The 22,759-nt window shown below is 76.1% G+C and carries 17 protein-coding genes and 1 pseudogene; 9 read left to right on the forward strand and 9 right to left on the reverse strand.

Features of this window, described 5'->3' with window-relative positions:
* Positions 1–3: 3 nt before the first annotated feature.
* Positions 4–1,395 carry a dihydrolipoyl dehydrogenase gene (gene lpdA / locus AB0I41_RS13365; protein WP_357106038.1) on the reverse strand — a complete coding sequence of 464 codons (1,392 nt, stop codon included), beginning with the start codon at positions 1,393–1,395 and terminating at the stop codon, positions 4–6.
* A 178-nt stretch (positions 1,396–1,573) separates the two neighbouring features.
* Here lpdA and AB0I41_RS13370 point away from each other — a divergent pair, with 178 nt between their 5' ends.
* Positions 1,574–1,903: a hypothetical protein gene (locus tag AB0I41_RS13370; protein ID WP_357106041.1), complete on the forward strand. Its 330-nt coding sequence runs from the start codon at positions 1,574–1,576 to the stop codon at positions 1,901–1,903.
* A 188-nt stretch (positions 1,904–2,091) separates the two neighbouring features.
* Here the strand turns inward: AB0I41_RS13370 and AB0I41_RS13375 are convergent, their stop codons facing one another.
* Positions 2,092–3,663, reverse strand: a complete 1,572-nt coding sequence (locus AB0I41_RS13375; RefSeq protein WP_357106043.1) for a leucyl aminopeptidase — start codon at positions 3,661–3,663, stop codon at positions 2,092–2,094.
* Positions 3,664–3,827: 164 nt separating this feature from the next.
* On the opposite strand from AB0I41_RS13375, the gene gcvT reads away from it, so the two are divergent.
* Positions 3,828–4,958, forward strand: a complete 1,131-nt coding sequence (gene gcvT, locus AB0I41_RS13380; protein ID WP_357106046.1) for a glycine cleavage system aminomethyltransferase GcvT — start codon at positions 3,828–3,830, stop codon at positions 4,956–4,958.
* Between the two features lie 17 nt (positions 4,959–4,975).
* On the opposite strand, the gene AB0I41_RS13385 is transcribed toward gcvT, so the two are convergent.
* From AB0I41_RS13385 to AB0I41_RS13400, 4 genes and pseudogenes are all read right to left on the reverse strand, one after another.
* Positions 4,976–6,265, reverse strand: coding sequence for a DUF2314 domain-containing protein (locus AB0I41_RS13385; RefSeq protein ID WP_357106048.1), 1,290 nt, complete (start codon positions 6,263–6,265; stop codon positions 4,976–4,978).
* Positions 6,266–6,330: 65 nt separating this feature from the next.
* The gene (cobS, locus tag AB0I41_RS13390; RefSeq protein WP_357106051.1) at positions 6,331–7,104 is read right to left on the reverse strand and encodes an adenosylcobinamide-GDP ribazoletransferase; all 774 of its coding nucleotides are present in this window, start codon (positions 7,102–7,104) and stop codon (positions 6,331–6,333) included.
* Positions 7,094–8,971 carry a bifunctional adenosylcobinamide kinase/adenosylcobinamide-phosphate guanylyltransferase gene (locus AB0I41_RS13395; protein WP_357106054.1) on the reverse strand — a complete coding sequence of 626 codons (1,878 nt, stop codon included), beginning with the start codon at positions 8,969–8,971 and terminating at the stop codon, positions 7,094–7,096. The genes cobS and AB0I41_RS13395 overlap by 11 nt, the downstream gene beginning before the upstream one ends.
* Before the next feature lie 1,365 nt (positions 8,972–10,336).
* Positions 10,337–11,146: pseudogene (locus tag AB0I41_RS13400) on the reverse strand (serine/threonine-protein kinase); the annotation flags it as partial.
* Positions 11,147–11,297: 151 nt separating this feature from the next.
* On the opposite strand from AB0I41_RS13400, the gene AB0I41_RS13405 reads away from it, so the two are divergent.
* The gene (locus tag AB0I41_RS13405; protein WP_088961023.1) at positions 11,298–11,498 is read left to right on the forward strand and encodes a hypothetical protein; all 201 of its coding nucleotides are present in this window, start codon (positions 11,298–11,300) and stop codon (positions 11,496–11,498) included.
* On the forward strand, positions 11,498–12,298 hold the full coding sequence (locus AB0I41_RS13410) for a site-2 protease family protein (protein WP_357106056.1): 801 nt from the start codon (positions 11,498–11,500) through the stop codon (positions 12,296–12,298). The genes AB0I41_RS13405 and AB0I41_RS13410 overlap by 1 nt, the downstream gene beginning before the upstream one ends.
* A 65-nt stretch (positions 12,299–12,363) precedes the next feature.
* Here AB0I41_RS13410 and AB0I41_RS13415 read toward each other — a convergent pair whose 3' ends face one another.
* Both AB0I41_RS13415 and AB0I41_RS13420 read right to left on the reverse strand, forming a co-directional pair.
* A complete protein-coding gene (locus tag AB0I41_RS13415; RefSeq protein ID WP_357106058.1) occupies positions 12,364–13,362 on the reverse strand; it encodes an aldo/keto reductase family protein in 999 nt (332 codons plus the stop codon).
* A gap of 58 nt (positions 13,363–13,420) precedes the next feature.
* Positions 13,421–18,157 carry a WG repeat-containing protein gene (locus tag AB0I41_RS13420; RefSeq protein WP_357106061.1) on the reverse strand — a complete coding sequence of 1,579 codons (4,737 nt, stop codon included), beginning with the start codon at positions 18,155–18,157 and terminating at the stop codon, positions 13,421–13,423.
* 161 nt (positions 18,158–18,318) lie between these two features.
* Here AB0I41_RS13420 and AB0I41_RS13425 point away from each other — a divergent pair, with 161 nt between their 5' ends.
* Genes AB0I41_RS13425 through AB0I41_RS13435 form a run of 3 tightly spaced genes read left to right on the forward strand, consistent with a single transcriptional unit; the run spans position 18,319 to position 20,958 of the window.
* Positions 18,319–19,170, forward strand: coding sequence for an ABC-2 family transporter protein (locus AB0I41_RS13425; RefSeq protein WP_357106063.1), 852 nt, complete (start codon positions 18,319–18,321; stop codon positions 19,168–19,170).
* Complete coding sequence (locus AB0I41_RS13430; RefSeq protein ID WP_357106067.1) at positions 19,163–19,975, forward strand: ABC-2 family transporter protein; 813 nt, start codon at positions 19,163–19,165, stop codon at positions 19,973–19,975. Before AB0I41_RS13425 ends, AB0I41_RS13430 begins: the two co-directional genes overlap by 8 nt.
* Entirely contained in the window at positions 19,972–20,958 is a 987-nt protein-coding gene (locus AB0I41_RS13435) for an ATP-binding cassette domain-containing protein (protein WP_357106070.1), read from the forward strand. Before AB0I41_RS13430 ends, AB0I41_RS13435 begins: the two co-directional genes overlap by 4 nt.
* A 10-nt stretch (positions 20,959–20,968) precedes the next feature.
* Here the strand turns inward: AB0I41_RS13435 and AB0I41_RS13440 are convergent, their stop codons facing one another.
* Positions 20,969–21,523 carry an XRE family transcriptional regulator gene (locus AB0I41_RS13440; protein WP_357106073.1) on the reverse strand — a complete coding sequence of 185 codons (555 nt, stop codon included), beginning with the start codon at positions 21,521–21,523 and terminating at the stop codon, positions 20,969–20,971.
* A 72-nt stretch (positions 21,524–21,595) separates the two neighbouring features.
* Here AB0I41_RS13440 and AB0I41_RS13445 point away from each other — a divergent pair, with 72 nt between their 5' ends.
* Positions 21,596–22,429, forward strand: coding sequence for an AzlC family ABC transporter permease (locus tag AB0I41_RS13445; protein WP_357106076.1), 834 nt, complete (start codon positions 21,596–21,598; stop codon positions 22,427–22,429).
* Positions 22,423–22,731 carry an AzlD domain-containing protein gene (locus AB0I41_RS13450; RefSeq protein ID WP_357106079.1) on the forward strand — a complete coding sequence of 103 codons (309 nt, stop codon included), beginning with the start codon at positions 22,423–22,425 and terminating at the stop codon, positions 22,729–22,731. Before AB0I41_RS13445 ends, AB0I41_RS13450 begins: the two co-directional genes overlap by 7 nt.
* Positions 22,732–22,759: the final 28 nt, after the last annotated feature.

A 22,759-nucleotide genomic window follows, 5' to 3' on the forward strand; every position in this document is an offset into this window, starting at 1 on the left:
CGATCAGGCGTGCGCGTGCAGCGGCTTGCCGGCCAGGGCCAGGTGCGCCTCGCCCAGGGCCTCGGTCTGCGTCGGGTGGGCGTGCACGAGCTGCGCCACCTCGGCCGGGTACGCCTCCCAGTTGTAGATGAGCTGCGCCTCGCCGACCAGCTCACCGACCCTGGCGCCGACCATGTGCACGCCGACGACCGGGCCGTCCTCCACCCGGACCAGCTTCACGAAGCCGGCCGTCTTGAGGATCTGGCTCTTGCCGTTGCCACCCAGGTTGTAGTTGTAGCTCTTGACCTTGTCCGCGCCGTACTGCTCCTTGGCCCTGGCCTCGGTCAGACCCACCGACGCCAGCTCCGGGTCGGAGTAGGTGACCCGCGGGATGCCGGCCTCGTCGATCACGGCCGGGTTCTGGCCGGCGATCTCCTCGGCGACGAAGATGCCCTGGGCGAAGCCGCGGTGGGCGAGCTGGAGGCCGGGCACGATGTCGCCGACGGCGTAGACGTTCGGCACGCTGGTGCGCAGCCGCTCGTCGGTCAGCACGTAGCCGCGGTCCATCTTCACGCCCTGCTCCTCGTACCCGAGGTTGGCGGTGTTCGGGCCACGGCCGACGGCGACCAGCAACAGCTCGGCCTCGACGGTCTCGCCGCCGGCGATGGTCAGCTTCACGCCGTTCCCGGTCTTCTCGACCTTCTCGAACGGCTTGCCGACCTTGAAGTTGATCTTCCGCTTGCGGAAGGCCCGCTCCAGCGCCTTGGACGACTCCTCGTCCTCGGCGGCGACCAGGCGGGGCAGCGCCTCGACGATCGTCACGTCCACGCCGAAGGACTTCCACACGCTGGCGAACTCGACGCCGATCACGCCGCCGCCGAGCACGATCACCGACGCCGGGACCCGGTCCAGGGTCAGCGCGTGGTCGCTGGTGATGATCCGCTCGCCGTCGACCTCCAGGCCGGGCAGGCTCTTGGCGTACGAGCCGGAGGCCAGGATCACGTTGCGGCCGGTGTAGCGCTTGCCGTCGACCTCGACGACGTTCTTGCCGACCAGCTTGCCGTGGCCCTCGACGACGGTGATCGCCTTGTTGCTCTTGAGCATCCCCTGGAGGCCCTTGTAGAGCCGCGCGATCACGCCGTCCTTGTACGAGTTCACCCCCGCCATGTCGATGCCGACCAGCTCGGCCTTCACGCCGAACTGCTCCGACTCGCGGGTCTGGTCGGCGATCTCCGCCGCGTGCAGCAGCGCCTTGGTGGGGATGCAGCCGTTGTGCAGGCAGGTGCCACCCAGCTTCCCCTTCTCGATCAGCGCGACCGAGAGGTCCAGCTGGGCGGCACGCAGCGCCGCCGCGTAGCCGCCGCTGCCACCTCCGAGAATGACGATGTCGAAGGTCGCTTCGTTCGGCTCGCTCACGTCCAACTCCCAGGTCGCGTCGCTGCATCGGGGGTCACGGTGGGGTAACAGGGACACACCCCACCTCGGTCATCTTGTCACTAGGGCATGCGAAGCGCGTACTGAGGTGCCCAACGACACGTCGCCGGCACGTACTCTTGGCACCGTCTTCGATGACGGACGGGGGAGGAGAGTGTCGGTGGGGCTGTTTCGGCGACGCAAGCAGACGGGCGCGGTCAGCGGCGGTCGCCCTACCGACCGGGCTGATCTGGACCATCTTGAGAACTTCGTCCGGACCCGGCGCGGCGTCGAGGCGTACATCGAGCCACGGACGACGGTGACCGAGACCACTGTCATCCTGATCGCCGACGACGGGGAGTGGACCCGCCGCCGCGTCGACGGCCCGGAGGGCGCCCGCCGCTTCGCCCACCGGCTGGCGATCCCGGTCTACGACGTCCGCCTGATGGGCTACCCCCAGCGGATGCGCGACTACAACGAACGCCGCAAACGCCGCCCCGACCTCTTCTGACCCCCGCCCCCCGCGCCCACCCCCCCGTTGCCCCGGGTGGCTGCACTTTCACGGAAAGAGTGGCTGTTCCGCGCCGAACAGCCACTCTTTCCGTGAAAGTGCGTGGATCTTGGGGTGGGGTGGGGTGGGGGCATGACGACGGGGCGCCTTCCTGGTGGGAGGCGCCCCGTCGTGGTGTCGGGTGTGGGTCAGCCGTTGGCGGCGACGTCCTCGACCAACTGCACCAGGGTGCGGACCGGGACGCCGGTGCCGCCCTTGGTCCAGTAGCCGGTCGCCTCGCCCGAGTGGTAGCCCGGGCCGGCGATGTCGATGTGCGCCCAGGCGACGTCCTCGGTGACGAACTCGCGCAGGAACACCCCGCCCTGGAGCATGTGCCCGGCCCGGTCCATGCCGGCGTTGACCTGGGAGATGTCCGCGACGTCGGAGTCCATGCCCTTGCGCACGTCGTCCGGCAGCGGCATCGGCCAGGCCGGCTCGCCGACGGACTCGCCGACGGCCTTGACCCGCTCGCACAGCTCCGGCGTGCCCATCACGCCGGCGATCTTCTTGCCCAGCGCGATGACCTGCCCACCGGTCAGGGTGGAGGTCTCGAAGAGGTAGTCGGTGCCGTCCGCGCAGGCCCGGGCCATCGCGTCGGCCAGGATCATGCGGCCCTCGGCGTCGGTGTTGAGCACCTCCACCTTCTTGCCGTTGAACATGGTGATCACGTCGCCCGGCCGGTAGCTGGTGCCCGACGGCATGTTCTCCGCCATCGGCAGGTACGCGGTCACTGCCACCGACGGCTTCAGCGCGGCGACCGCCAGCATCGCGGCACCGACGGCAGCCGCCCCGGCCATGTCCGACTTCATCTCCCACATGCCCTGGGCCGGCTTGATCGAGATGCCGCCGGTGTCGAAGGTGATGCCCTTGCCGACCAGCGCCACCCGCTTGCCGTTCGCCCCGCCCTCCGGGGTCCAGGTGAGCTTGACCAGGCGCGGCGGGGCCTCCGAGCCCTGCCCGACGGCGATGATCCCGCCGTAGCCGCCGGCGGCCAGGGCCGCCTCGTCCAGCACCTCGACACCGAGCCCGGCCGCCCGGGCGGCGGTGGCGACGGCCTCGGCGAAGGCCGGCGGACGCAGCTCGTTCGGGGCGGTGTTCACCCAGTCCCGGCTGGTACGCACCGCACCGGCCACCGCGGCCGCCCGGTCGATCTCGCCGCGGGCGGTCGCGTCGCCGGCGTCCGGCACGGCGATCAGCACCTCGGCCACCGGCGCGCGCCGGGTCGGCTGCGGCTTGGTCTTGTAGCCGGCGAACCGGTAGCCGCCGAGCAGCGCGCCCTCGGCGACCGCGCGCAGCGCGGCCGGGGCGTCGGCGTCGTCGGGCAGCGGCAGGGTCAGCGCCACCCGGGCCGCGCCGGCGAGCGCCCGGACGACGGCGCCGGCCGACCGGCGCAGCGTCTCCGGGGCGGGGGCGGCGCCGGTGGGCTCCGGGCCGAGCCCGACCGCGGCGACGATCGGCGCGGTGACGGTGCCCAGCGTGGCCAGCTTGGTCACCTCGCCCGGAGCGCCGGTCGCGCCGAGCAGCGCCAGCGTCTCGGTCAGCTTGCCGTCGAAGGCGGCGGCGATGCTCTCCGCGCCGCTGGCGAGCAGCAGGGTGCCGGCGAGGCCGCTGGTGGCGTCCTGCTCTCCGGTCTGGCTGTGCACGCCGATCACGATCGCGTCGACGGCGAGTTCTGCGGGGTCGGTGTCGACCAGGCTCAGGGTGGTGCTGGGCGATGTCACTGAAGCTACTCCGGGCGGGCCGGGCCGGTCGCGTCGTCGCGTACCGGCGATGAAGGTCTCCGGCGGCAACCTACCCGCCAGAAGCTTGGCTGTCCCGCCGACTGCTGTCCCGGCGGGTCCCGCCGATGCTAACCAGCGGCGGGCACCCCGGTAAGTTGCCACCCATGACGGACGTGACCTCCGACGCCGCCGCGACCCGGCTGCGCCGTTCCCCGCTGCACGAGCGGCACACCACTCTCGGCGCCAAGTTCGCCCCCTTCGGGGGCTGGGAGATGCCGCTCGAGTACGCCGGGGGCGGCGTGCTCAAGGAACACACCGCGGTGCGGACCGCGGTGGGCGTCTTCGACGTCTCCCACCTGGGCAAGGCGCGGGTGACCGGGCCGGGCGCGGCGGAGTTCGTCAACGCCTGCCTCAGCAACGACCTGGGCCGCATCGGTCCGGGCCGGGCGCAGTACACGCTCTGCTGCGACGACGCGACCGGTGGCGTGGTGGACGACATCATCGCCTACCTGCACGCCGACGACCACGTCTTCCTCATCCCGAACGCGGCGAACACCGCCGAGGTGGTGCGCCGGCTGCGCGCCGCCGCGCCGGCCGGGGTCACCGTCACCGACGAGCACGAGGCGTACGCGGTGCTGGCCGTGCAGGGCCCACGCTCGGCGGAGCTGCTCGGCGGGCTGGGCCTGCCGGTGGAGCACGGCTACATGAGCTTCTCCGCCGCCACCCTGGCCGGGGTGGAGCTGACGGTCTGCCGCACCGGCTACACCGGTGAGCTGGGCTTCGAGCTGGTGGTGCCGGCCGACCACGCGGTCGCGGTCTGGGACGCGCTCTTCGCCGCCGGGGAGGCGTTCGGGTTGCGGGCCTGCGGGCTGGCCGCCCGGGACACGTTGCGCACCGAGATGGGCTACCCGCTGCACGGGCAGGACCTGTCGCCGGAGATCACCCCGGTGCAGGCCCGCTCCGGCTGGGCGGTGGGCTGGGACAAGCCGGCCTTCTGGGGGCGTGCCGCGCTGCTCGCCGAGAAGGCCGCCGGCCCGAGGCGTACGCTGCGCGGGCTGGAGGCCGTCGACCGCGCCATCCCGCGCCCCGGCATGACCGTGTACGCCGGCGACGCCCGGGTCGGCACGATCACCAGCGGCACCTTCAGTCCCACGAAGAAGCAGGGCATCGCCCTCGCCCTGCTCGACACGGCCGCCGACCTGGCCGACGGTGCCCTCGTCGAGGTCGACATCCGCGGCCGCCGCGCCCAGATGCGCCTCACCCGCCCCCCGTTCGTGAACCCCTCGGTCAGGTAGCGCCGCGACCCCCTGGGTCAGGGGGTGGGGGGTTCGCCGGCGTCCAGGACGGCCTGGGTCCAGCCACCTTCGATGACGCCGGTGCCGTCGAGGAGGGCCCAGTCGACGACGTCCGTGGCCTCGACGACCACGGGGGAGCCGATCCGGACGGTGGGATCGGAGTTGGCGTCGCTGGCGCTGGCGCCGACGATCCGCTCCGGCGCCTCCCACGAGGTCACCCCGGCCCAGACGAACTCGGGGCCCTCGTCGCCGGGCAGGCCGTACTTGACCACCAGTTGCGAGTGCGGTGGCAGTTGGCCCGCGAGGAACCGGGCGCGGACGTCGTCCAGCCCGGTCCGGGCGGTGGCGATCGCCTTGCTCATCGCGTCACCGGGCCGGGCGTAGCGGACGTCCGGCTGGATGCCGGAGAAGAGCGTCGCGCAGGCCGCCGCGTAGTACTTCCCGGCCGGCCCCGGGTGCCCGGGCGGCGGGCGCAGGCTGAGGAACGAGTCGGCCTCCGGGTCGGTGGCCGGGTCCAGCTCCAGCCGCAGCAGCACCGGGGCCGTCGCGCCGTGCTGCTCCGGGTTGCCGTACGCCACCGCGATGTCGTGCCCGGTCACCGTGGCCAGCACCGGCAGCTGCACGAACGCCGGCACCTCCTCGCCGCTGAGCCCGTCGGTCCAGTCCCGCAGCAGCCGCCGGGCGGCCCCGGTCATCACCGCGCCCCAGGCCCGGGTGAGGTGGTCCGGCACGCCCTGGGTCTGCAACTCCAGCAGCCCGAACCGGCGCAGCCCCTTGGTGGTGAACCAGAGCCCCTCAGCGTCGGAGGAGTACGGCACCAGCACCCAGTCGACCAGGCGGACCCGGCCCTGGGCGTCGGGCAGCGAGCGCAGCGCGGTCGCCGGGTCGAGAAACTGCAACCCGAACACGTCCACCACGTCGCCGTCGACGGACTCGGCGACCGCGGCGGCCACCGCGCGGGCCGCCCACTCGTGCGCCGGCGGCCAGCCCGGCCGGTACTCGGCCTGCACCACCACCAGGTGGCTGGCCGCGGCCAGCCGGCCGAGCTGCGCCTCGGTGGCGCCGAACGCGGTGAGCAGGTCCGGCGGGAGCTGCGGGAACTCGTCGACCGACCGGGTGTCCACCGTCATCAGCGGGCTGTCCAGCATCTGCGTCGCCAGCCCGTACACCGGCTCGGCCAGCCGGCCCTCCAGCGCCCGTACGGCCGTCTTCGGGCTCACCCGGGGCAGCCCCGCCATCGGCACCAGGTACGTCGCGCTCAGCGACTCCGGCACCGGGATGGGCAGGAAGTCGTCCGTGATGAGCAAGTCGTCCCCCGGAAGGCCGTGCCGGTGCTGTCGGGGCAAACGCTACCCGCCGCCCGGTGCCGCGTTCAGCCGGACAGCACCAGTCCGAGGTAGACCAGCGTGGTGACCACCTCCACGCCGGCGCCGAGCACGTCGCCGGTGACGCCGCCGAGCCGGCGTACCACGTGGCGCAGCAGCCCGACCGCGACGGCGAGCGCCACCCCGACGGCGAGCGGCCCCTGCCACGGCCGGCCCGGCACGGCCGGGACCGCCGCCAGCGCGACGGCGACCGTGCCGACCGCCAGCGCGAGCGGCCCCACCGTCCCGGCGACCAGCGCGCCCAGCCCCTCCGGCCGGGCCGCCGGCACCCCGCGCCGGCAGGCCACCGCCACCGCGAGCCGCCCCGCCGCGGTCGCGGCCACCACGGCCGCGAGCGTCGCCGGCCAGGACCGTCCCGCCAGCTCCGCGAGCGCCGCCGTCTGGAGCAGGAGTACGACCACCAGCGCGACCACCCCGAACGGCCCCACGTCCGGCTTCTTCATGATCTCCAGCGCCGCCGCGCCCCGCCGGTACGACCCCAGCGCGTCCACGGTGTCGGCCAGCCCGTCCAGGTGCAGCCCCCGGGTGAGCAGGGCGGCGCAGCCCACCGTCACCCCGGCGGCGACCAGCGGGGGCGCGAGCGCGGCCAGGAGCAGCAGCACCCCGGCGAGCACCGCGCCGAGCAGCGCGCCGACCAGCGGGGCGAGCGCCATCGCGGCGCCTGCCACCGGGCGGTCGATCCGGCCGGCGCGCACCGGCAGGGTGGTGAAGGTGGTCAGCGCCAGCCGCAGGCCGTCGGCGACCCGCGGCTCAGCCGGCACGCCGGCCGGACGGGTCCGGCTCCGGCTCGGTGGTGGTCGGCCCGGGGCCGGCCGGTTCCGGCTCGGCGAAGTCCGGCTCGACGGTGGTGGGGCCGGGGCCGGCCGGTTCCGGCTCGGTGAAGTCCGGCTCGTCCTCGTCGGGTTCCCCGCCCAGGCGGGGGTGGGCCGGCAGCGCGGCGGTCAGCGCCAGCACCGAGCGCAGCAGCGGCAGGGCGGTCAGCGCGTTCGCCCCCTCGCCCAGGCCCAGCCGCAGGTCCAGCAGCGGGGTCAGGCCGAGCACGTCGGCGGCGAGCCGGACGGCCGGGTGGCCGCCGTGGTCGGCCAGCAGGCACCAGTGCCGGGCCTGCCCGGCCAGGTCGCGGCTGATCATGCCGGCGGCCAGGCCGACCGGCCCGTCGAGCATGACCGGCACCCGGCGGGCGGTCGCGCCGAGCAGCACGCCGGTGGCCACCGCGATGTCGCCGCCGCCCAGCTCGGCCAGCACATCCTTGGCGTCGCGAGGGGAGCGGCGGGTCCGGTGCAGCGCGTCCCGGACCGCCGCGCAGCGGGTCATCCAGGCCGCGTCGTCGATCTCGCCGCTGGCGGTGATCACCCGGCCGAGCACCGCCGGGGCCTCCGCGCCGGCGGTCGCCGCCAGCACCGCGGCGGCGGCCGCCTCCGTGCCGGCGCCGCACGCCCCCAGCACCAGCAGCTGTACGCCCGCGTCGGCGGCCTCCTCGGCCAGCCGCCAGCCGTAGCGCAGGGACGACTCGACGGCGGTGGCGCCCAGCGCCGGCTCGTGCTCCATCGGCGCGGAGGAGGGGGTGTCCACCACCTGGAGGCTGGCGCCGCTCTCGGCGGCCAGCCGGGCCAGCGCCCCCCGACCGGCCCGGGCCTGCCGGGCCCGGCGCGACGACTCGCCGGGGACCGTGCCGGCGGCGGCGCCGCCCTGGTGGTCGCCGTGCAGCAGCAGCACCCGCACCGTCGCCCAGGGCACGGGGGTCGCGGTGCCCTGGGTGGCGGCGGCGAAGCCGACCACCCGCTCCAGCGCGCCGAACCCGGCGCCGGACACGTCCAGGGTGGCGAGCCGGTCGACGGCCTGCGGGCCGGCGTACTCGTCGGGCATGGGCAGCTCCATGCCGGGCTGGATGACCAGACCGGTGGCGACCATCGGCAGCGCCATGGTCGGTGCCGCCCAGGCGGCGCCGTTGGCGTCCACGGGCGCGGCGGGAGCGGCCGGCGGGGTCGGCGTCAGCACGTCCGGCAGCGGCGCCTCCGGCGGCGTCGCGTCCTGCTGTGCGCGGCCGGCCTGGGCGGGCACCCCGGCCGCGCGCGGCGTGACGGCGGGCTTGAGCCAGGCCGGCTGACCGGCGACCACCAGCACCACGGCGTCGCAGGCGTCCGCGACGGCCCGGTTCGCCGCGCCCAGCGCGTCGGTGAAGGCCCGGCCGAGCGGGGTGGTCGGCACCAGCGACAGCCCCACCTCGGGGCTGACCAGCACGATCCGCGCCTCGCTGGCGCGGACCGCCGCCGCGAGCTCCGCGATGGTGGCCAGGTCGTCGGCGGGCTGGTGCGCCGGGTCGAGCAGCACGGCCACCCAGCCGCCCAGGTCGTCCACGAGCAGCGTCTCGTTCGGGCCGGCGGCGGCGATCACGTCGGCCAGCCGGCGCGGGTCGTCGGCGGTCTCCTCGGTGGTCCAGCCGCCCGGCCGGCGTTCCCGGTGCGCCGCCAGCCGGGCGGCCCACTCGGCGTCCTCCGGGTCGGCGTCGGCGGCGGTCGCCACGTAACGCACCGTCGGGGCGTCGCTTACCAGGGACTCGGCGAACTCCGACTTGCCCGAGCGGATACCGCCGAGCACCAGGACCGTGTTCCACCCGTCAACGGACATGCCCGTACCTTAAAGCCGCCCGGCGGGCGCGCGCCGGGCGGCCCGTGCTCAGCCGCAGTGTTCGAAACCGCTGGCGTAGCTGGCGCCGCCGGTCGACCCGCCCCACTTCACGCAGACCCCGCCGGCCCCGGCGCGGACCGGGCCAGCGTAGTACTCGAACGCGCCGCTGTCGGTGTTGCGCGTCTTCCCCTGCACCTCCAGGAACGCCGACGTCGTGGTGCGCTCGCCCACCGCGGTCTCCTTCATGGTCACCACGCAGTTGGTCTTCGCGGCCTCGTTCCAGAGCAGGTACACCTTCCCCCGCCGGACGCCGTTCGCGGTCAACGCCGCGGAGTCGATCACCTTGTAGCCGCTGCCGCAGACCTGCGTCGGCGTGTAGGGATTCGGCTTCGGCGGTGTGGTCGTGGTCGTCCCCGGTTGCGGGGCGGCGGTGGTCGCGGACGGGCTGGCCCCCGGCTCCGCCCCCGGTCGCGGGCTCGTCGTGCCGGTCGTGCCGGTCGGGCCGGTCGGGCCGGCGGTCGGCGTCGCCGAGGCCGACCGGGAGCCGGTGGCGCTCGCGCCGGGCGTCGGCTTCCCGCTGCCGGTGCTGACGCCCGGGCCCGGCGTGGCCGGCGCGGCCGTCGCGGTCCCGGCGGTCAGTTCCGGACCGCCCCGGGCGGGCTCGTCCGGCTGGAGCGTCACCACGACGGCCACGGCGGCCAGCACGGCGACCACCCCGCCGGCCGCGCCGGCCAGGGCGAGCCGGCGCCGACGGGCCGCGCCACCGGCCCGGTCCTCAAGGGTCGGGGCGGTCTCCGGTACGGCGTACGGGCCGGGGTGGCCCGCGGGCGGCGTCGCCTGCTGCCCGCCCACCACCGCCGGGTACGGCGGCCGGCCTGGGGCCGCGGGGGACGACCAGCCCGGCGCGGGACCGGCCGGGCCGGCCACCCGGGCGTCCGCGCCCGGCGGCGTCGCCCCCACCCCGCTCTGCTGCCACGGCGGCAACCCGGTTCCCGGGGGACCGGCGGGCTGCCCCGGACCGACGCCGGGCACCGCCGGCGGCACTCCGCCGGCGGCGACCTGGCCGCCGTGCGGTCCCCGACCGGGGGGGTGTGCACGGGCGCCGGTCTGCGCCGCCTGGCCGGGTTGCTGCGCCGGCCCGGCGGTCGGGAGCGCCCCCGAGCCGGTGCCCGGACCAGGCGTCGGTCCGTGCGTCGGGTGCGCCGCCGCACCGGCCCCCGTGCCGCCCCCGGTCGGCGCGCCACGGCCGGTCGACTCCGGCGTCGCGGGCGGGACGGCCGCCGCGGGCAGCGCCGGGCCGTCCAGCGCCCACGGCGGGCGCGGCGGCACCCGGAGGACGGCGAGCGTGGCGTCCCGGGCGTCCAGGGCCGCCTCGGCGAGCCGTTCGGCGCTGGGCCAGCGGTCGCCCGGGCTCTTGGCCAGCGCCCGCCCGACCACCTCGGCCACCGCCGGCGGGGTGCCCGGCGGTAGCGGCGCCGGCTCCTCCTGGGCGTGCCGCAGCGCCACCTGCAACGGGTTCTCCCCGACGAACGGCGGCTGCCCGGTCAGGCAGTAGTACGCCACCACCCCGAGCGCGTAGACGTCGGTGGCCGCCGAGACCGGCTGGCCGGTCGCCTGCTCCGGCGACATGTACGAGGCCGTGCCGAGCACCATGTGCGCCGCGGTCAGCGAGGCCATCGTGCTGGAGCGGGCGATGCCGAAGTCGACCAGCACCACCGTCCCGTCCCGCTTCACCATCAGGTTGCCCGGCTTGACGTCCCGGTGCACGATGCCGGCGGTGTGCGCGGCGTGCAGTGCGGCGGCGGCCTGCGCCACCACCGACATGGTGGAGGTCGGGTCCAGCCGGCCGGCGCGCCGGATCCAGGTGACCAGCGGCTCGCCGTCGACGTACTCCATCACCAGGTAGCTGACCTGGCTGCCGTCGGCGAGCGTCGCCGAGCCGAAGTCGTGCACCGCGACGATGCCCGGATGCCGCAGGGCCGCCATCATCCGGGCCTCGGCGTGGAACCGGGTGGTGAACTCCGGGTCCTCCACCAGCGCCGGCAGCAGCACCTTCACCGCCACCTCCCGGTCCAGCAGCGTGTCGACACACCGCCAGACCGCGCCCATGCCGCCGGTCGCCACCCGTTCGCCCAACCGGTACCGGTTGCTGAGCACTACTCCTTGAGTCAGCACCGCGTCACCGTACCGGTCCGGGGCACTCGTGGTGATCACCGGCGGTCGGTTGCGGTGCCGCCGGGGGTGAGCGTCCGGCCGCCGCGCGTCCGGCCGACTACGCTTGCGGGGATCCGTCCCCGGGACGGCGAGCGGCGAGGGGAGACGCGGCATGGCGTGGAGCTGGCGGTACGAGGGCGCGAACGGCGCGTCGGTCGACGGACCGGCGGAGTCGTTCGGCAGCCAGGCGGACGCCGAATCGTGGATCGGCCAGACCTGGCGGGAGCTCGCGGCGTCCGGCGTCACCTCGGTCGCGCTCGTGGAGGACGACCGGGTGGAGTACCGGATGAGCCTGCTGCCGACGGCGGAGTGATGGGATACGACCGTCCGGGCGGCGAGCCGCTGGTGCTCGGCGTGCCCCGGGCGGCGTTCCGGCCCAGCCCGGTCTTCCTGGCCCTGGTCGCGCTCTTCCTGGCCAGCGGGGTGATGGCCTGGAACCGGTTCGGCAACGTCCGGCTCGACGTGTTCCTCTTCGTGGTCTCGGGCTGGCTGGTCTCGCTCTGCCTGCACGAGTACGCCCACGCGGTGGTGGCGTTCCGGGCCGGCGACCAGGACATCGCCCACCGGGGCTACCTGACGTTGAACCCGTTCAAGTACACCCACCCGCTGCTGTCGATCGTGCTGCCGGTGGTGGTGGTGCTGCTCGGCGGCATCGGCCTGCCCGGCGGCGCGGTCTGGGTGGACCGGCACGCGATCCCCGGCCGGCTGCGGCACACCCTGGTCAGCCTCGCCGGCCCGGCCACCAACGTGCTGTTCACGCTGCTGCTGGTGGCGGCGCTGCGGATCGGTACGGGGACCGTCGGCGGGCCGGTCGAGTTCTGGGCCGGGGTGGCGCTGCTGACGTTCCTCCAGCTCACCGCGAGCGTGCTCAACCTGCTCCCGGTGCCCGGCCTGGACGGCGGCAACATGATCCAGCCCTGGCTGAACCCGCAGTGGCGGCGGATGTACGACATGTTCGCCCCGTACGGCTTCATCCTGCTGTTCGCGCTGCTGTGGAACCCGCGCGTCGGCGGCTGGTTCTTCGGCGCGGTCTTCGCCGTCGGTGACCTGCTGGGCCTACCGAGCTGGCTCTACGGGCTGGGGCTGCACCTGATCCGCTTCTGGCAGGGTTGACCCGCCCTCGGCGTACCCGGAAGGGTCCCGGGCCGGCGCGGACGCCGCGCCGGCCCGGGAGGATGTCACGGCCGCTGGGCCGGGCTCTCCGTCTTCGCCGCGTCCCGCTCGGTGACCGGCTCGACGACCTCGTCGATGGCCTTGAGCAGGTCGGCGTCGAGCTTCACGCCGGCCGCCTTGACGTTGTCGTGCACCTGCTCGGGGCGGGACGCCCCGACGATCGCCGAGGAGACGTTGGGGTTCTGCAGCACCCAGGCGATGGCGAGCTGCGGCATGGTCAGCCCGGCCTGCTCGGCCAGCGGCCTGAGCTGCTGCACCCGGGTCAGCACCTCGTCGGTCAGCCACTTGGCGATGAAACCGGCGCCGGACTTCTCGTCGGTGGCCCGGGAGCCGGCCGGCGGCGGCTGACCCGGCAGGTACTTGCCGGAGAGCGCGCCCTGGGCCATCGGCGACCAGACGATCTGGCCGACGCCCAGCTCCTCGCTGGTCGGGACGACCTCGGTCTCGATGACCCGCCAGAGCATCGAGTACTGCGGCTGGTTGGACACCAGCGGGACGCGCAGCTCGCGGGCGAGCTGGTGGGCCTCGCGGATCTGCGAGGCCTGCCACTCGGAGACGCCGATGTAGTGCGCCTTGCCGGCGTGCACAATGTCGGCGAACGCCGACATGGTCTCCTCCAGCGGGGTGCTGTAGTCGTACCGGTGGGCCTGGTAGAGGTCCACGTAGTCGGTGCGCAGCCGGCGCAGCGAGCCGTTGATCGACTCCATGATGTGCTTGCGGGACAGGCCCCGGTCGTTACGGCCCGGCCCGGTCGGCCAGTACACCTTGGTGAACACCTCGAGGCCCTCGCGGCGCTCGCCGGCCAGCGCCTTGCCGAGCACCTCCTCGGCCCGGGTGCCGGCGTACACGTCGGCGGTGTCGAAGGTGGTGATGCCGGTGTCCAGGGCGGCCCGGACGCAGGCCAGCGCCGCCTCCTCCTCGACCTGCGAACCGTGGGTGATCCAGTTGCCGTACGAGATCTCGCTGACCATCAGGCCCGAACGGCCCAGGTGTCGGAATTCCATGCCGTCGACCCTAGTCCGGTCGGATCATGGCCACCGGTCGGCACGGCGGCGGGGTGGTTCAGAGCACCGGGTGGGCGTCGGTCAGCAGCAGGTCGATCTCGGCCAGCACGGCGTCCCGGCCCGGGTGTACCGGGTCGATCAGCGGCTTGCCGCGCCGGTCCAGCGCGCCCCACCGGCCGGTGCGGTCGCTGGCCAGGAACGCCACCGGGTGGATCACCAGCTCCGGGTGGGCCGGCGCGACCAGCACCCTGCCCGTGCGGTCCACCACGCCCCGGAAGCCGCCCAGTTCCACCACCGCCAGCCCCTCGTCGGTGAAGCCGTCGAGCCGGCGGCCGTCGGCCAGCGCGGTGCGGAAGCCGTGGTAGCGGGTCGGGACGACCAGCCGGCCGTTCCGGTCGACCGCGCCCCAGCCGCCCCGGCGCACTGCGGCGACCCCGCTGGTGAACGGCCGCACGTCCTCGAAGCCCGCCGGCACCACCACGGTGTCCTCCGGGTCGATCGCCATCCAGTCCGCCCCGCCGCCGCGCGACACCCAGGCCAGGCCGTCGGAGAAGGCCCGCACCGCCGCGTACGAGGGGCCGATCAGGGTGCTGCCGGTCTCGTCGATCAACTCCCAACCAGGGGCGTCCGGGCGGCGTACCCAGGCCAGGCCCTCGCGGAAGGGCTGCGCCTCGGCGTACCGGTAGTCCATGACCAGCTCACCGTCGGCGTCCGCGTACCCCCAGCGGTGCAGGCCGCCGTCGAGCGTGGGCACCGGGGACCGGTGCCCGCGCAGCACCTCCTCCCGGCTGCGGGGGTACGGCCCGAAGTCGCCCTCGGCGGCCGCCCGGGTGTGCACCGCGTCCAGGCAGACCCGGATCCGCTCGGTCAGCTCCGGGTCGTCGGCCCGGCGCAGGTCCAGGGCCCGCTCGAAGTGCTCGCAGGCCTCCATCAGCCGGCCCTGGTCGTAGCAGGAGCGGCCGGCGTGCTCGTGCATGGCCGCCCGCAGCCGGTCCGGCAGCTCGGCCGAGTTGGCCTCGGCGAAGAGCCGGTCCGCCTCGGCGGACTCGCCTTTCCAGCGCAGCACCTCCGCCAGCCGGGCCCGGGCCAGCGCGGTGCGCCGCAGCTCGCCGGTCGCCTCCGCGTAGGTGAGGGCGAGCCGGCTGTCGGCGAGCGCGTCGTCCAGGTCGTGGACGACGCGGGAGACCACCGCCCGCAGGCTGAGCAGCCGTGCCCGGGTCCGGTTGTCCAGGGAGACGTCGAGCTTCTCGGTCAGCCGCCGCCGCAGCACCCGCAGCTCGTCGGCGTCGTCGACGACCTCGCGCAGCGTCTCCGGGTCCAGCTGCCACCGGTACGCGGCCAGGACCTGCTCCGGGTCGGCCGGCGGCGCGGTGACGGCCGGCGGCTCCACTGCCGTGGACGAGGCGGCCGGGTCCGGTGCCGGTTCGGTCGTGGGGGCGACGGCCGGGGGCGCCGGAACGGGCCGGGCGGACTGCTCCGCCGCGTCGGCGGGCGGCGCGGAGACCGGCGCGACGGCCGGCGTGGACGCCGACGGTCCGGCCGGATCGGCTGCCGGGTCCGGGTCGATCCCCGTGTCCAGGTCGGCCCGCCCCGGAAGCTCCGTCGGCTGCCCCTGGCCGGCCTCGTCGGCCAGCATGGCCTGCTCGGTGGGGGTGGTCTGCTCGGCCGGAGTGGTCTGCTGGGCCGGGCTGGCCTGGTCGGCCGGCGTGGCCGGTGGCGGAACGGGTGGTCCGGCCTGCGGCGGGGCAGGCGGTGTCCTGGTGGGAGCAGGTTCCGAGGACGAGGCGTCCGCCCCGCCGTCGGCGGGCGGGCCGGACCGGCCGGTGGCGTCGTCGGAGACCTGGTCGGCGACGGCGTCCCCGGGCACCGGCGGTGCCGAGAGGGGCCGGACCGCCGCCGCGTCGTGGGCGGCCGTGGGGACCGGCGCGGGCGCGGACACCGTTCGGGCGGGCGGGACCGGGACGGCGGGCCCCTCGGCCACCGGCGACGCCGGAAGCGATGTGGGGCCGGCCTCGAAGGATCCCTCCAGGGTGGACGCCGGCGTCGCCGGCTCCGGCGCGGACGGACCGGCCTCGCCCGGCAGCGGTGTGGCGGGCTTCGCGCCGGGGACCTCGTCCGGCACGGCCCGCTCCGCAGCTGGCACCGTCGGCGCGGGCCCAGCCGGCGGGGCGGGCGGCCCGGAGACGGGCGCGACCGGGGGCGCCGCTGGTGGCGACGCGGCGGCGGGCGCGGCCCGGTCGACGACCGGCCGGAACGCGGGCGGCGCGGAGACCGGTCGGTGCGCGTCGTCGTCCGGGGACGACACGGCGGACCGCCCGTCCGGGGGATACCCGGATCGGCTGGCGTCGGCCGGCTGCCCGGGCGGGGCCGACACCGGGGCCACCGACCGGGAGTCTGCCTGCGGCGGATCGGCCGGGGTCGGCGGCGCCGCCTCCGGGGACGGGCGCACGGCCGGCACCGGCGTGGCCGGCTGCGCCGCACCGGACGGGGCGGACACCGGACGGTCGTCTCCGCCGGGTGGGGGGTCGGTCTTGTCGGCCGGGGCCGGCTGGGCGGGGTTGAACCAGGCCTCCGAGCTGTTCGGCTCCGACCTGGGTGCCGCGGGCGGCTCGGCGGCGGTGGGCGTCGGCGCCGGCGGAACGTACCGGCGCGGCTTGTCCGGCGTGATGGCCAGGGGCGGACCGGCGGCCGACGGGTCCGGTCCCGGCCGGCTCGCCGGGGTGGACGGCGCGGGGGCCGGGCCGGCGGGGGGCTGCGGCGCGACCCGGTCCCGGACCTCGGGTGGGGGCGGCCCGGAGACCGGCCGGTGACCGACGGGCGCTCCCGACACCGGTCGTTGGTCCGCCGCCGCCCGGGACGGCGGCTGCTGGCCGGTCGGCGCGGGGAAGGGCCGCGGGCCGACGGCCGTTCCGGGCGCGGGCCACGGCGCGACAGGAGGTGCGGAGACGGGCGGCGGGGCGGTGGAGGCACCGGAGACGGGGCGGGGCGCGGCCGGCGGCCCGGACGTCGGCTGCTGTCCGGGAAGCGGACGGCCGTGCGGCGGCGGCACCCGGTGGTCGGTGCGGGGGTGGGACTCCGTGCCGGGGGCGCCCGACACCGGTCGCCGGTCGGCCGGGGGCGTAGACGTCGGTCGCCGGTCGGCCGGGCCCGGCCGCCGGTCGGTCGGGGTGGGGTCGCCGGGTGCGGTCGGGCGCGCCGCGGCCTCCTGGCCGGGCCGCAACTCCATCCGCGGTCGGTCGGCCGCGGGCGACGAGACCGGCGCGGTGTGGTCGGGGCCGGGTGGCGCGGAGACGGGCCGGTCGCCGTTCCGACCCGGTGTGCCGGCGGTGGCCGGCGGCACGGGGCGCGGCGCACCGGAGACCGGGGGCGTGACCCCGCGCCCGGTGGCGACGGGCGGTGCGCCGGCGGCGCGGGGCGGGAACCCGTCCCGTCCGTGGGGAGCACGCGGGTCGGCGACCGGGCGGACGGGGCCGCCGGCCCCCGGGGTGGGCGCGCCCGAGACCGGCGCACCCGAGGTGGGAGCGGGGGAGACGGGTGCGGGGGAGACGGGTGCGGCCGGCGCCGGGCCGCCGGACGACGGCGCCCCGGAGACCGGCGCGGGCGAGACCGGACGCGCCGGGCCGTGGGCGCCCGGCTGCTCCTCGTACCAGGACGGGCGGCCGGGCCGCTGCTCCGGGTGCCGGCCGTGCTCCGGGCCGGGCCCGCCCCGACGGCTGCCGTCCCGGTCCGCGCCGGGACGGCCCCACTGCTCGCGGTACGCCTCGGCGGGCGGCGCCGCCTCGCGTGGCCGGCGGTCCGGGTACGCCTCGGCGCGGGCGGCCGCCTCGCGCGACGGCCCCCGCTCGTCGGGGTGGCGGCGCTCGTCGTGCCCGCGCTGCCAGCGCTCGTCGGACACCCGGGACGGTGGGCGCTGCCCGTCGTCGTACCCGTTCGGGGCGGACCGGTGGTCGGCGTACCCGCGCGCGGGCGGGCGCTCGTCGTAGCCGCGGGGAGCCGACGGGCGTTCGTCGGGGCGCGGCTGCCGGCGCTCGTCCTGCTCGCGGTACCAGCCGGGGACCTCCTGGTCGGGGCGGGTCCGCCGGTCGGGCGGGAACTGCTCGTGACCGTCCCACCGGCGGCCGTCGTCGGTCGGACGGCGGTCGTCGGTCGGACGGCGGTCGTACCCGGTGGCGGGCCGACGGGTCGGCGGCGCCTCGTCGGGTTCGGGCATCCAGCCGGGCTCGACGCCCCGGGCCGGTTCGTGTCGGGGCCCGGGGGAGACCGGGGTGATGCCCGGGGCGGGGCGCTGCGGCCGGGCGTCGTACCGGTCGGGGTTGTCGTGGTCGCGGTGCCATGCCGCCTCGCGGGGCCGGTCGGCGCCCTCGGGGCGGCGGTCCGCCCAGGCGGTACGGGCGGTACGGGGGGCGGGGGCGTCCGGCTCGGGCTGGCGGCGCTCGCGCTGCCAGGTCAGGTCGGCGGCCGGCCGCCGGTACACGTCGTCGTTGCGCCGGTACGCCTCGTCGTCATGGCGCTGCTCGCCGACCGGGTGGCCGCCCCAGCGCGGCGGCTCCTCGTCGTGCTCCTCCCAGGACCGCCCGAGGTACGTCCCGTCGGGGCGGGTCGGCGCGAGCGGGGGCACCTCGGCCCGGCCGACCACGGCGGCCCGGCCGCGCGGGGGCGGGGGCGGGATGTGCCGAGCCCCGATGTCGCCGGGGTAGCGCTGGCCGGGGAACTGCGGGTGCCACTCGGTGGTCGGCTCGACGACCCAGGAGGGCTCGGCCGGATCGTGCCAGCGGTCGCGGTAGCCGTCTGTCATCGGGGGACCTCGTCGCCGCCCGTGCGGCGCGGCCCGATGCCCGGCTCGCGTCGCTCGCTCACGGCGGTGTCACCTCGTTGGAAATTGTCGTGCCGGGGCCTCCACCTGCCGGTAGAGTCGCCCAGCCCGGCACGGCATGGCTGCGGATGGAGGGTAACGGCGTGGGCTCGGTCACCGCCACTGTGGCACCACCCACGGACTCAAACGTTATCCTATGGTTTCGGACATTTTGGGCGATATCCCGATCCGGCTTCCGGCGATACGCCACCTATCGCCAGGCTGCGGCGGCCGGTGTCGTCACCAACACCGTCTTCGGGTTCCTCAGGTGCTACGTGCTCCTGGCGGTGGTCGGCAGCGCCGGCAGCGCCGCCGGGTACGACCGGGCGCAGCTCGCCACCTTCGTCTGGGTCGGGCAGGGCCTGCTGGCGGTCGTCCTGCTCTGGGGCTGGAGCGACCTGGCCGACCGGATCCGCACCGGCGAGGTCGCCGGTGACCTGCTCCGCCCGGTGCACCCGGTGACCAGTTACCTCGCCACCGACCTGGGCCGCGCCGGGTACGCCGCGCTGGCCCGCTTCCTGCCGCTGCTGCTGGTCGGCCCGCTCTTCTTCGACGTGTACCTGCCCACCCGCTGGTCGACCGTGCCGCTCTTCGTCGCCTCCGTGGTCACCGCGGTGGTGCTCTGCTTCGGCTGCCGGTTCCTGGTCAACGCCGCGGCGTACTGGTTGCAGGACGTCCGGGGCCCGATGATCCTCTGGACGCTCGGGTCGGGGGTGCTGGCCGGGCTCTACTTCCCGCTGCGCTTCCTGCCCGACCCGCTCCAGCTGGCGCTCTGGCTCGGCACCCCCTTCCCGAGCCTGCTCCAGACCCCGCTGGACGTGCTGGTCGAGCGGGACCCGCCGATCACCCAGCTCGGGCTGGTCGCCCTCCAGCTCGGCTGGGCGGTGCTGATCCTGGCCGCCTGCCGGCTGGTGCAACACCGGGCCGAACGACGGCTGGTGGTGCAGGGTGGCTGAGGCGGGCGGCGCGGCCACCGCGTACCGGGCCCTGCTGCGGGCGCAGGCGCGGTCACAGACGGCGTACCGGACGTCCTTCGTGGTGGACCTGCTGGGCAACGTCGGGGCCACCGTCTTCGACGTGGTCACCGTCCTGGTGATCTACGGGGTGACCCGCGAGCTGGGCGGCTTCACCCTGCCCGAGACGCTGGTGATGGTCGGCATCTCCTCCTGCGCGTTCGCCACCGCCGACCTGCTGGTCGGCAACATCGAGCGGCTGCCCCGGTACGTGCGCACCGGGCTGTTCGACGCGGTGCTGCTGCGGCCGCTCGGCGCGCTGCCCCAGCTGCTGCTGATGGACCTGCCGCTGCGCAAGGTCTCCCGGGCGTTGTTCGGCCTGGCGGTGCTGGTGGTGGCGCTGGCCACCGCCGGGATCGACTGGACGCCGGGCCGGGTGGTGCTGGCCGTCGTCGCCCCGCTGGCCGGGGTGGTCTTCTTCGGGTCGGTCTTCGTGGCCACCGCCACCGTCTCGTTCCACTGGGTCGAGTCGGGGGAGCTGGCCAATTCGGTCACCTACGGTGGTCGGGACTTCACCTCGTACCCGGTCACGGTCTTCGAGGGCTGGTTCCGTGCGGCCTTCGCGTACGGACTGGGGTTCGCCTTCGTCAGTTACCAGCCGGCGCTGGCGCTGCTCGGCCGGGCCGACCCGCTGGGCCTGCCGGCCTGGGCGGGCTGGGCCGCCCCCGGCGTCGCGCTGGTCGCTGCCGCGGGCGCGGCGGCGGCCTGGCGCGTCGGTGTCCGCCACTACCGGAGTACGGGGTCATGAGCCTGGTGATCGACGCGCAGGGGCTGCGCAAGGAGTTCACGGTACGGGTCAGGGTCGGCCGGCTGCGCCGCGAGAAGCGGACGGTCACCGCCGTCGACGGGGTGGACCTGCGGGTGGAGCGCGGCGAGACCCTCGGCTACATCGGCCCCAACGGCGCGGGCAAGTCCACCACCCTGAAGATGCTCACCGGCGTGCTCACCCCCTCCGCCGGGGTGGTGCGCGTCTGCGGGCTGCGCCCGGTCGCCCAGCGCACCCGGCTGGCCCTCGGCATCGGCGTGGTCTTCGGCCAGCGCTCCCAGCTCTGGTGGGACCTGCCGCTGTGTGACTCGTTCGACCTGCTCCGGCACGTCTACCGGGTGCCGGCCGGCGACCACGCGGTCCGACTGCGCCGCTGCCGGGAGCTGCTGGACCTCGACGAGTTCCTGGACACCCCGGTGCGGCAGCTCTCCCTCGGGCAGCGGATGCGCGGCGAGCTGACCGCCGCGCTGCTGCACGGCCCGCGGGTGCTCTTCCTCGACGAGCCCACCATCGGCCTGGACGTGGTCAGCAAGCAGGCGGTCCGGGACTTCCTCGGCGAGCTGGGCCGGGCCGGCGACACCACGCTGGTGCTCACCACCCACGACCTGGCCGACATCGAGCGGCTCTGCCGCCGGCTGGTGGTGATCGACCACGGCCGGGTGGTGCACGACGGCTCGATCGCCGCCCTGCACAGCCGGTACGGCTCCCGTCGGCTGGTCGTCGCCGAGCTGGACGCCGCGCTGGCCACCCCGCCGGCGCTGCCCGGGGCGCCGCTGGAACGGGTCGAGGCCGACGGGCGTCGCCTGGTCTACGCCTGCGAGTCGGCCGGCCCGGCGGAGGTGGTGGCCGGGCTGGCCGGCCTGGCCACGCTCCGCGACATCTCCATCGTCGAGCCGGACATCGAGGAGGTGGTGACCCGGCTCTACCGGTCCCCGGTGGACCGGCAGGCCCCGGTCACCGGCTGACCCGGCCGCCTCAGGGGTGCTCCATCACCAGGACCGCGAAGGTGCCGGGGGCCAGCGCCTCGTACCGGTGCGGCGCGTCCCCGGGGAACGTGGCGTAGTCGCCCGGGTCGAGCTCCACCAGGTCGGACTCCGGGCCGACGCGCATCCGGCCGGCGGCGACCACGACGTGTTCGACGCTGCGGGGGGTGTGCGGCTCGGCGACGCGGACGGCACCCGGCTCCAGCTCCATCACGTAGACGTCGCGCCGGCCGTGTGCCGAGCCGGCGGCGAGCAGGGTGGCGGTGAAGTCGGCGTGCTCCGAGCGGATCCGGGGGCCCTCGCCGGCCCGGATGACCCGGACGGTGGCCGGCGGCGGCTCGACCAGCCGGCTGAACGGCACGCCCAGCGCGACGCCCAGCGCCCAGAGGGTCTCCACGCTCGGGTTGCCGACCCCGGACTCGAGCTGGGACAGGGTGGACTTGGCGATGCCGGCGCGGCGGGCCAGCTCGGTCAGTGAGATGCCGGCCCGCTCGCGCTCGCGGCGCAGGGCCGCCGAGATGGTGGCCAGCAGGGGAGTGGTGTCCACGGCCGTTGTTCGCTCCATCATTCTATTTGTTCGGTTTGACGAACGCCTCGGGACTGTTCATCATAATGTTCCATGCGTACGGCTCATCGAACACCGGACAGCCGGATGCTCCGCGACGTGACCGCGATCGGGGCGGCGATGGTCGCGGTCGGCGCCTCCTTCGGCGCGGTGGCGGTGGCCGCCGGCCTGCCCGCCTGGGCGACCGTCGCGATGTCGGCGGTGGTCTACGCCGGTGGCGCGCAGTTCATGGCGGTCGGGCTGGTCGCCGCCGGCAGCCCGTTCGCCGCGGTCCTGGCCGGCCTGCTGCTCAACGCCCGGCACCTGCCCTTCGGCCTGACCCTGGGCGACAGCCTCGGCCGGCAGCGCTGGCGGCGGCTGCTCGGCAGTCATCTGATGACCGACGAGGCGACCGCGTTCGCGCTGGCCCGACCGGCCGGCGAGGCGCGGAGCCGGGCGTTCTGGCTCGCCGGGACGCTGCTCTTCCTGGCCTGGAACGCCGGCACCCTGCTCGGCGTGCTCGCCGGCGGCGCGGTCGGCGACCCGGCCACCCTGGGGCTGGACGCCGCCTTCCCGGCCGGGCTGATCGCCCTGCTGCTGCCGACCCTGCGCGACCCGGAGACCCGGCGGGTGGCGCTGACCGGCGCGGGCCTGGCCGTGCTGTCGACCCCGGTGCTGCCGGCCGGGTTGCCGGTGCTGCTGGCGCTCGGCGCCCTCGCCGTGCCGGCCCTCCGCCGGCACCGGCGACCGGCCGCCGATCCCGCCGCCGACCCGCCGGAAACAGCCGCCGCGTCCGGGACCGCCGCCGCGTCCGGGACCGCCGGCTCGTCGGTGCGGGGTCGGGCCGGCGCCGGACTACGGGAAGCCGGATCGGGGTCGGTCCCGGAGACGGAGGAGGCGTCGTGCTGATCGCCGTGATTCTCGCCCTGGCCGCCGGCACGTACGGCTTCCGGGTCGCCGGAGTGCTGCTGCGCGACCGGCTGGACCTGCCCGAGTGGTCCCGGCGGTTGCTGCCGATCGGCGCCGCCGCCCTGCTGGCCGCGCTGGCCGCGACCGCCGCGCTGACCGAGGCGGGCGGCTTCGCCGGCTACGCCCGGCCGGCCGGCGTGCTGGTCGGGGTGCTGCTCGCCTGGCGGCGGGCGCCCTTCGTCCTGGTGGTGGTCGCGGCGGCCGGCACCACGGCGCTGCTGCGCCTGGCCGGGGTGCAATGACCGGAGCCCCTCCCCGCGGCTGCGGGAA

Origin of the sequence: Micromonospora sp. NPDC050200, assembly GCF_040656135.1 — a bacterium.
In the GTDB taxonomy this organism is placed as follows: domain Bacteria; phylum Actinomycetota; class Actinomycetes; order Mycobacteriales; family Micromonosporaceae; genus Micromonospora.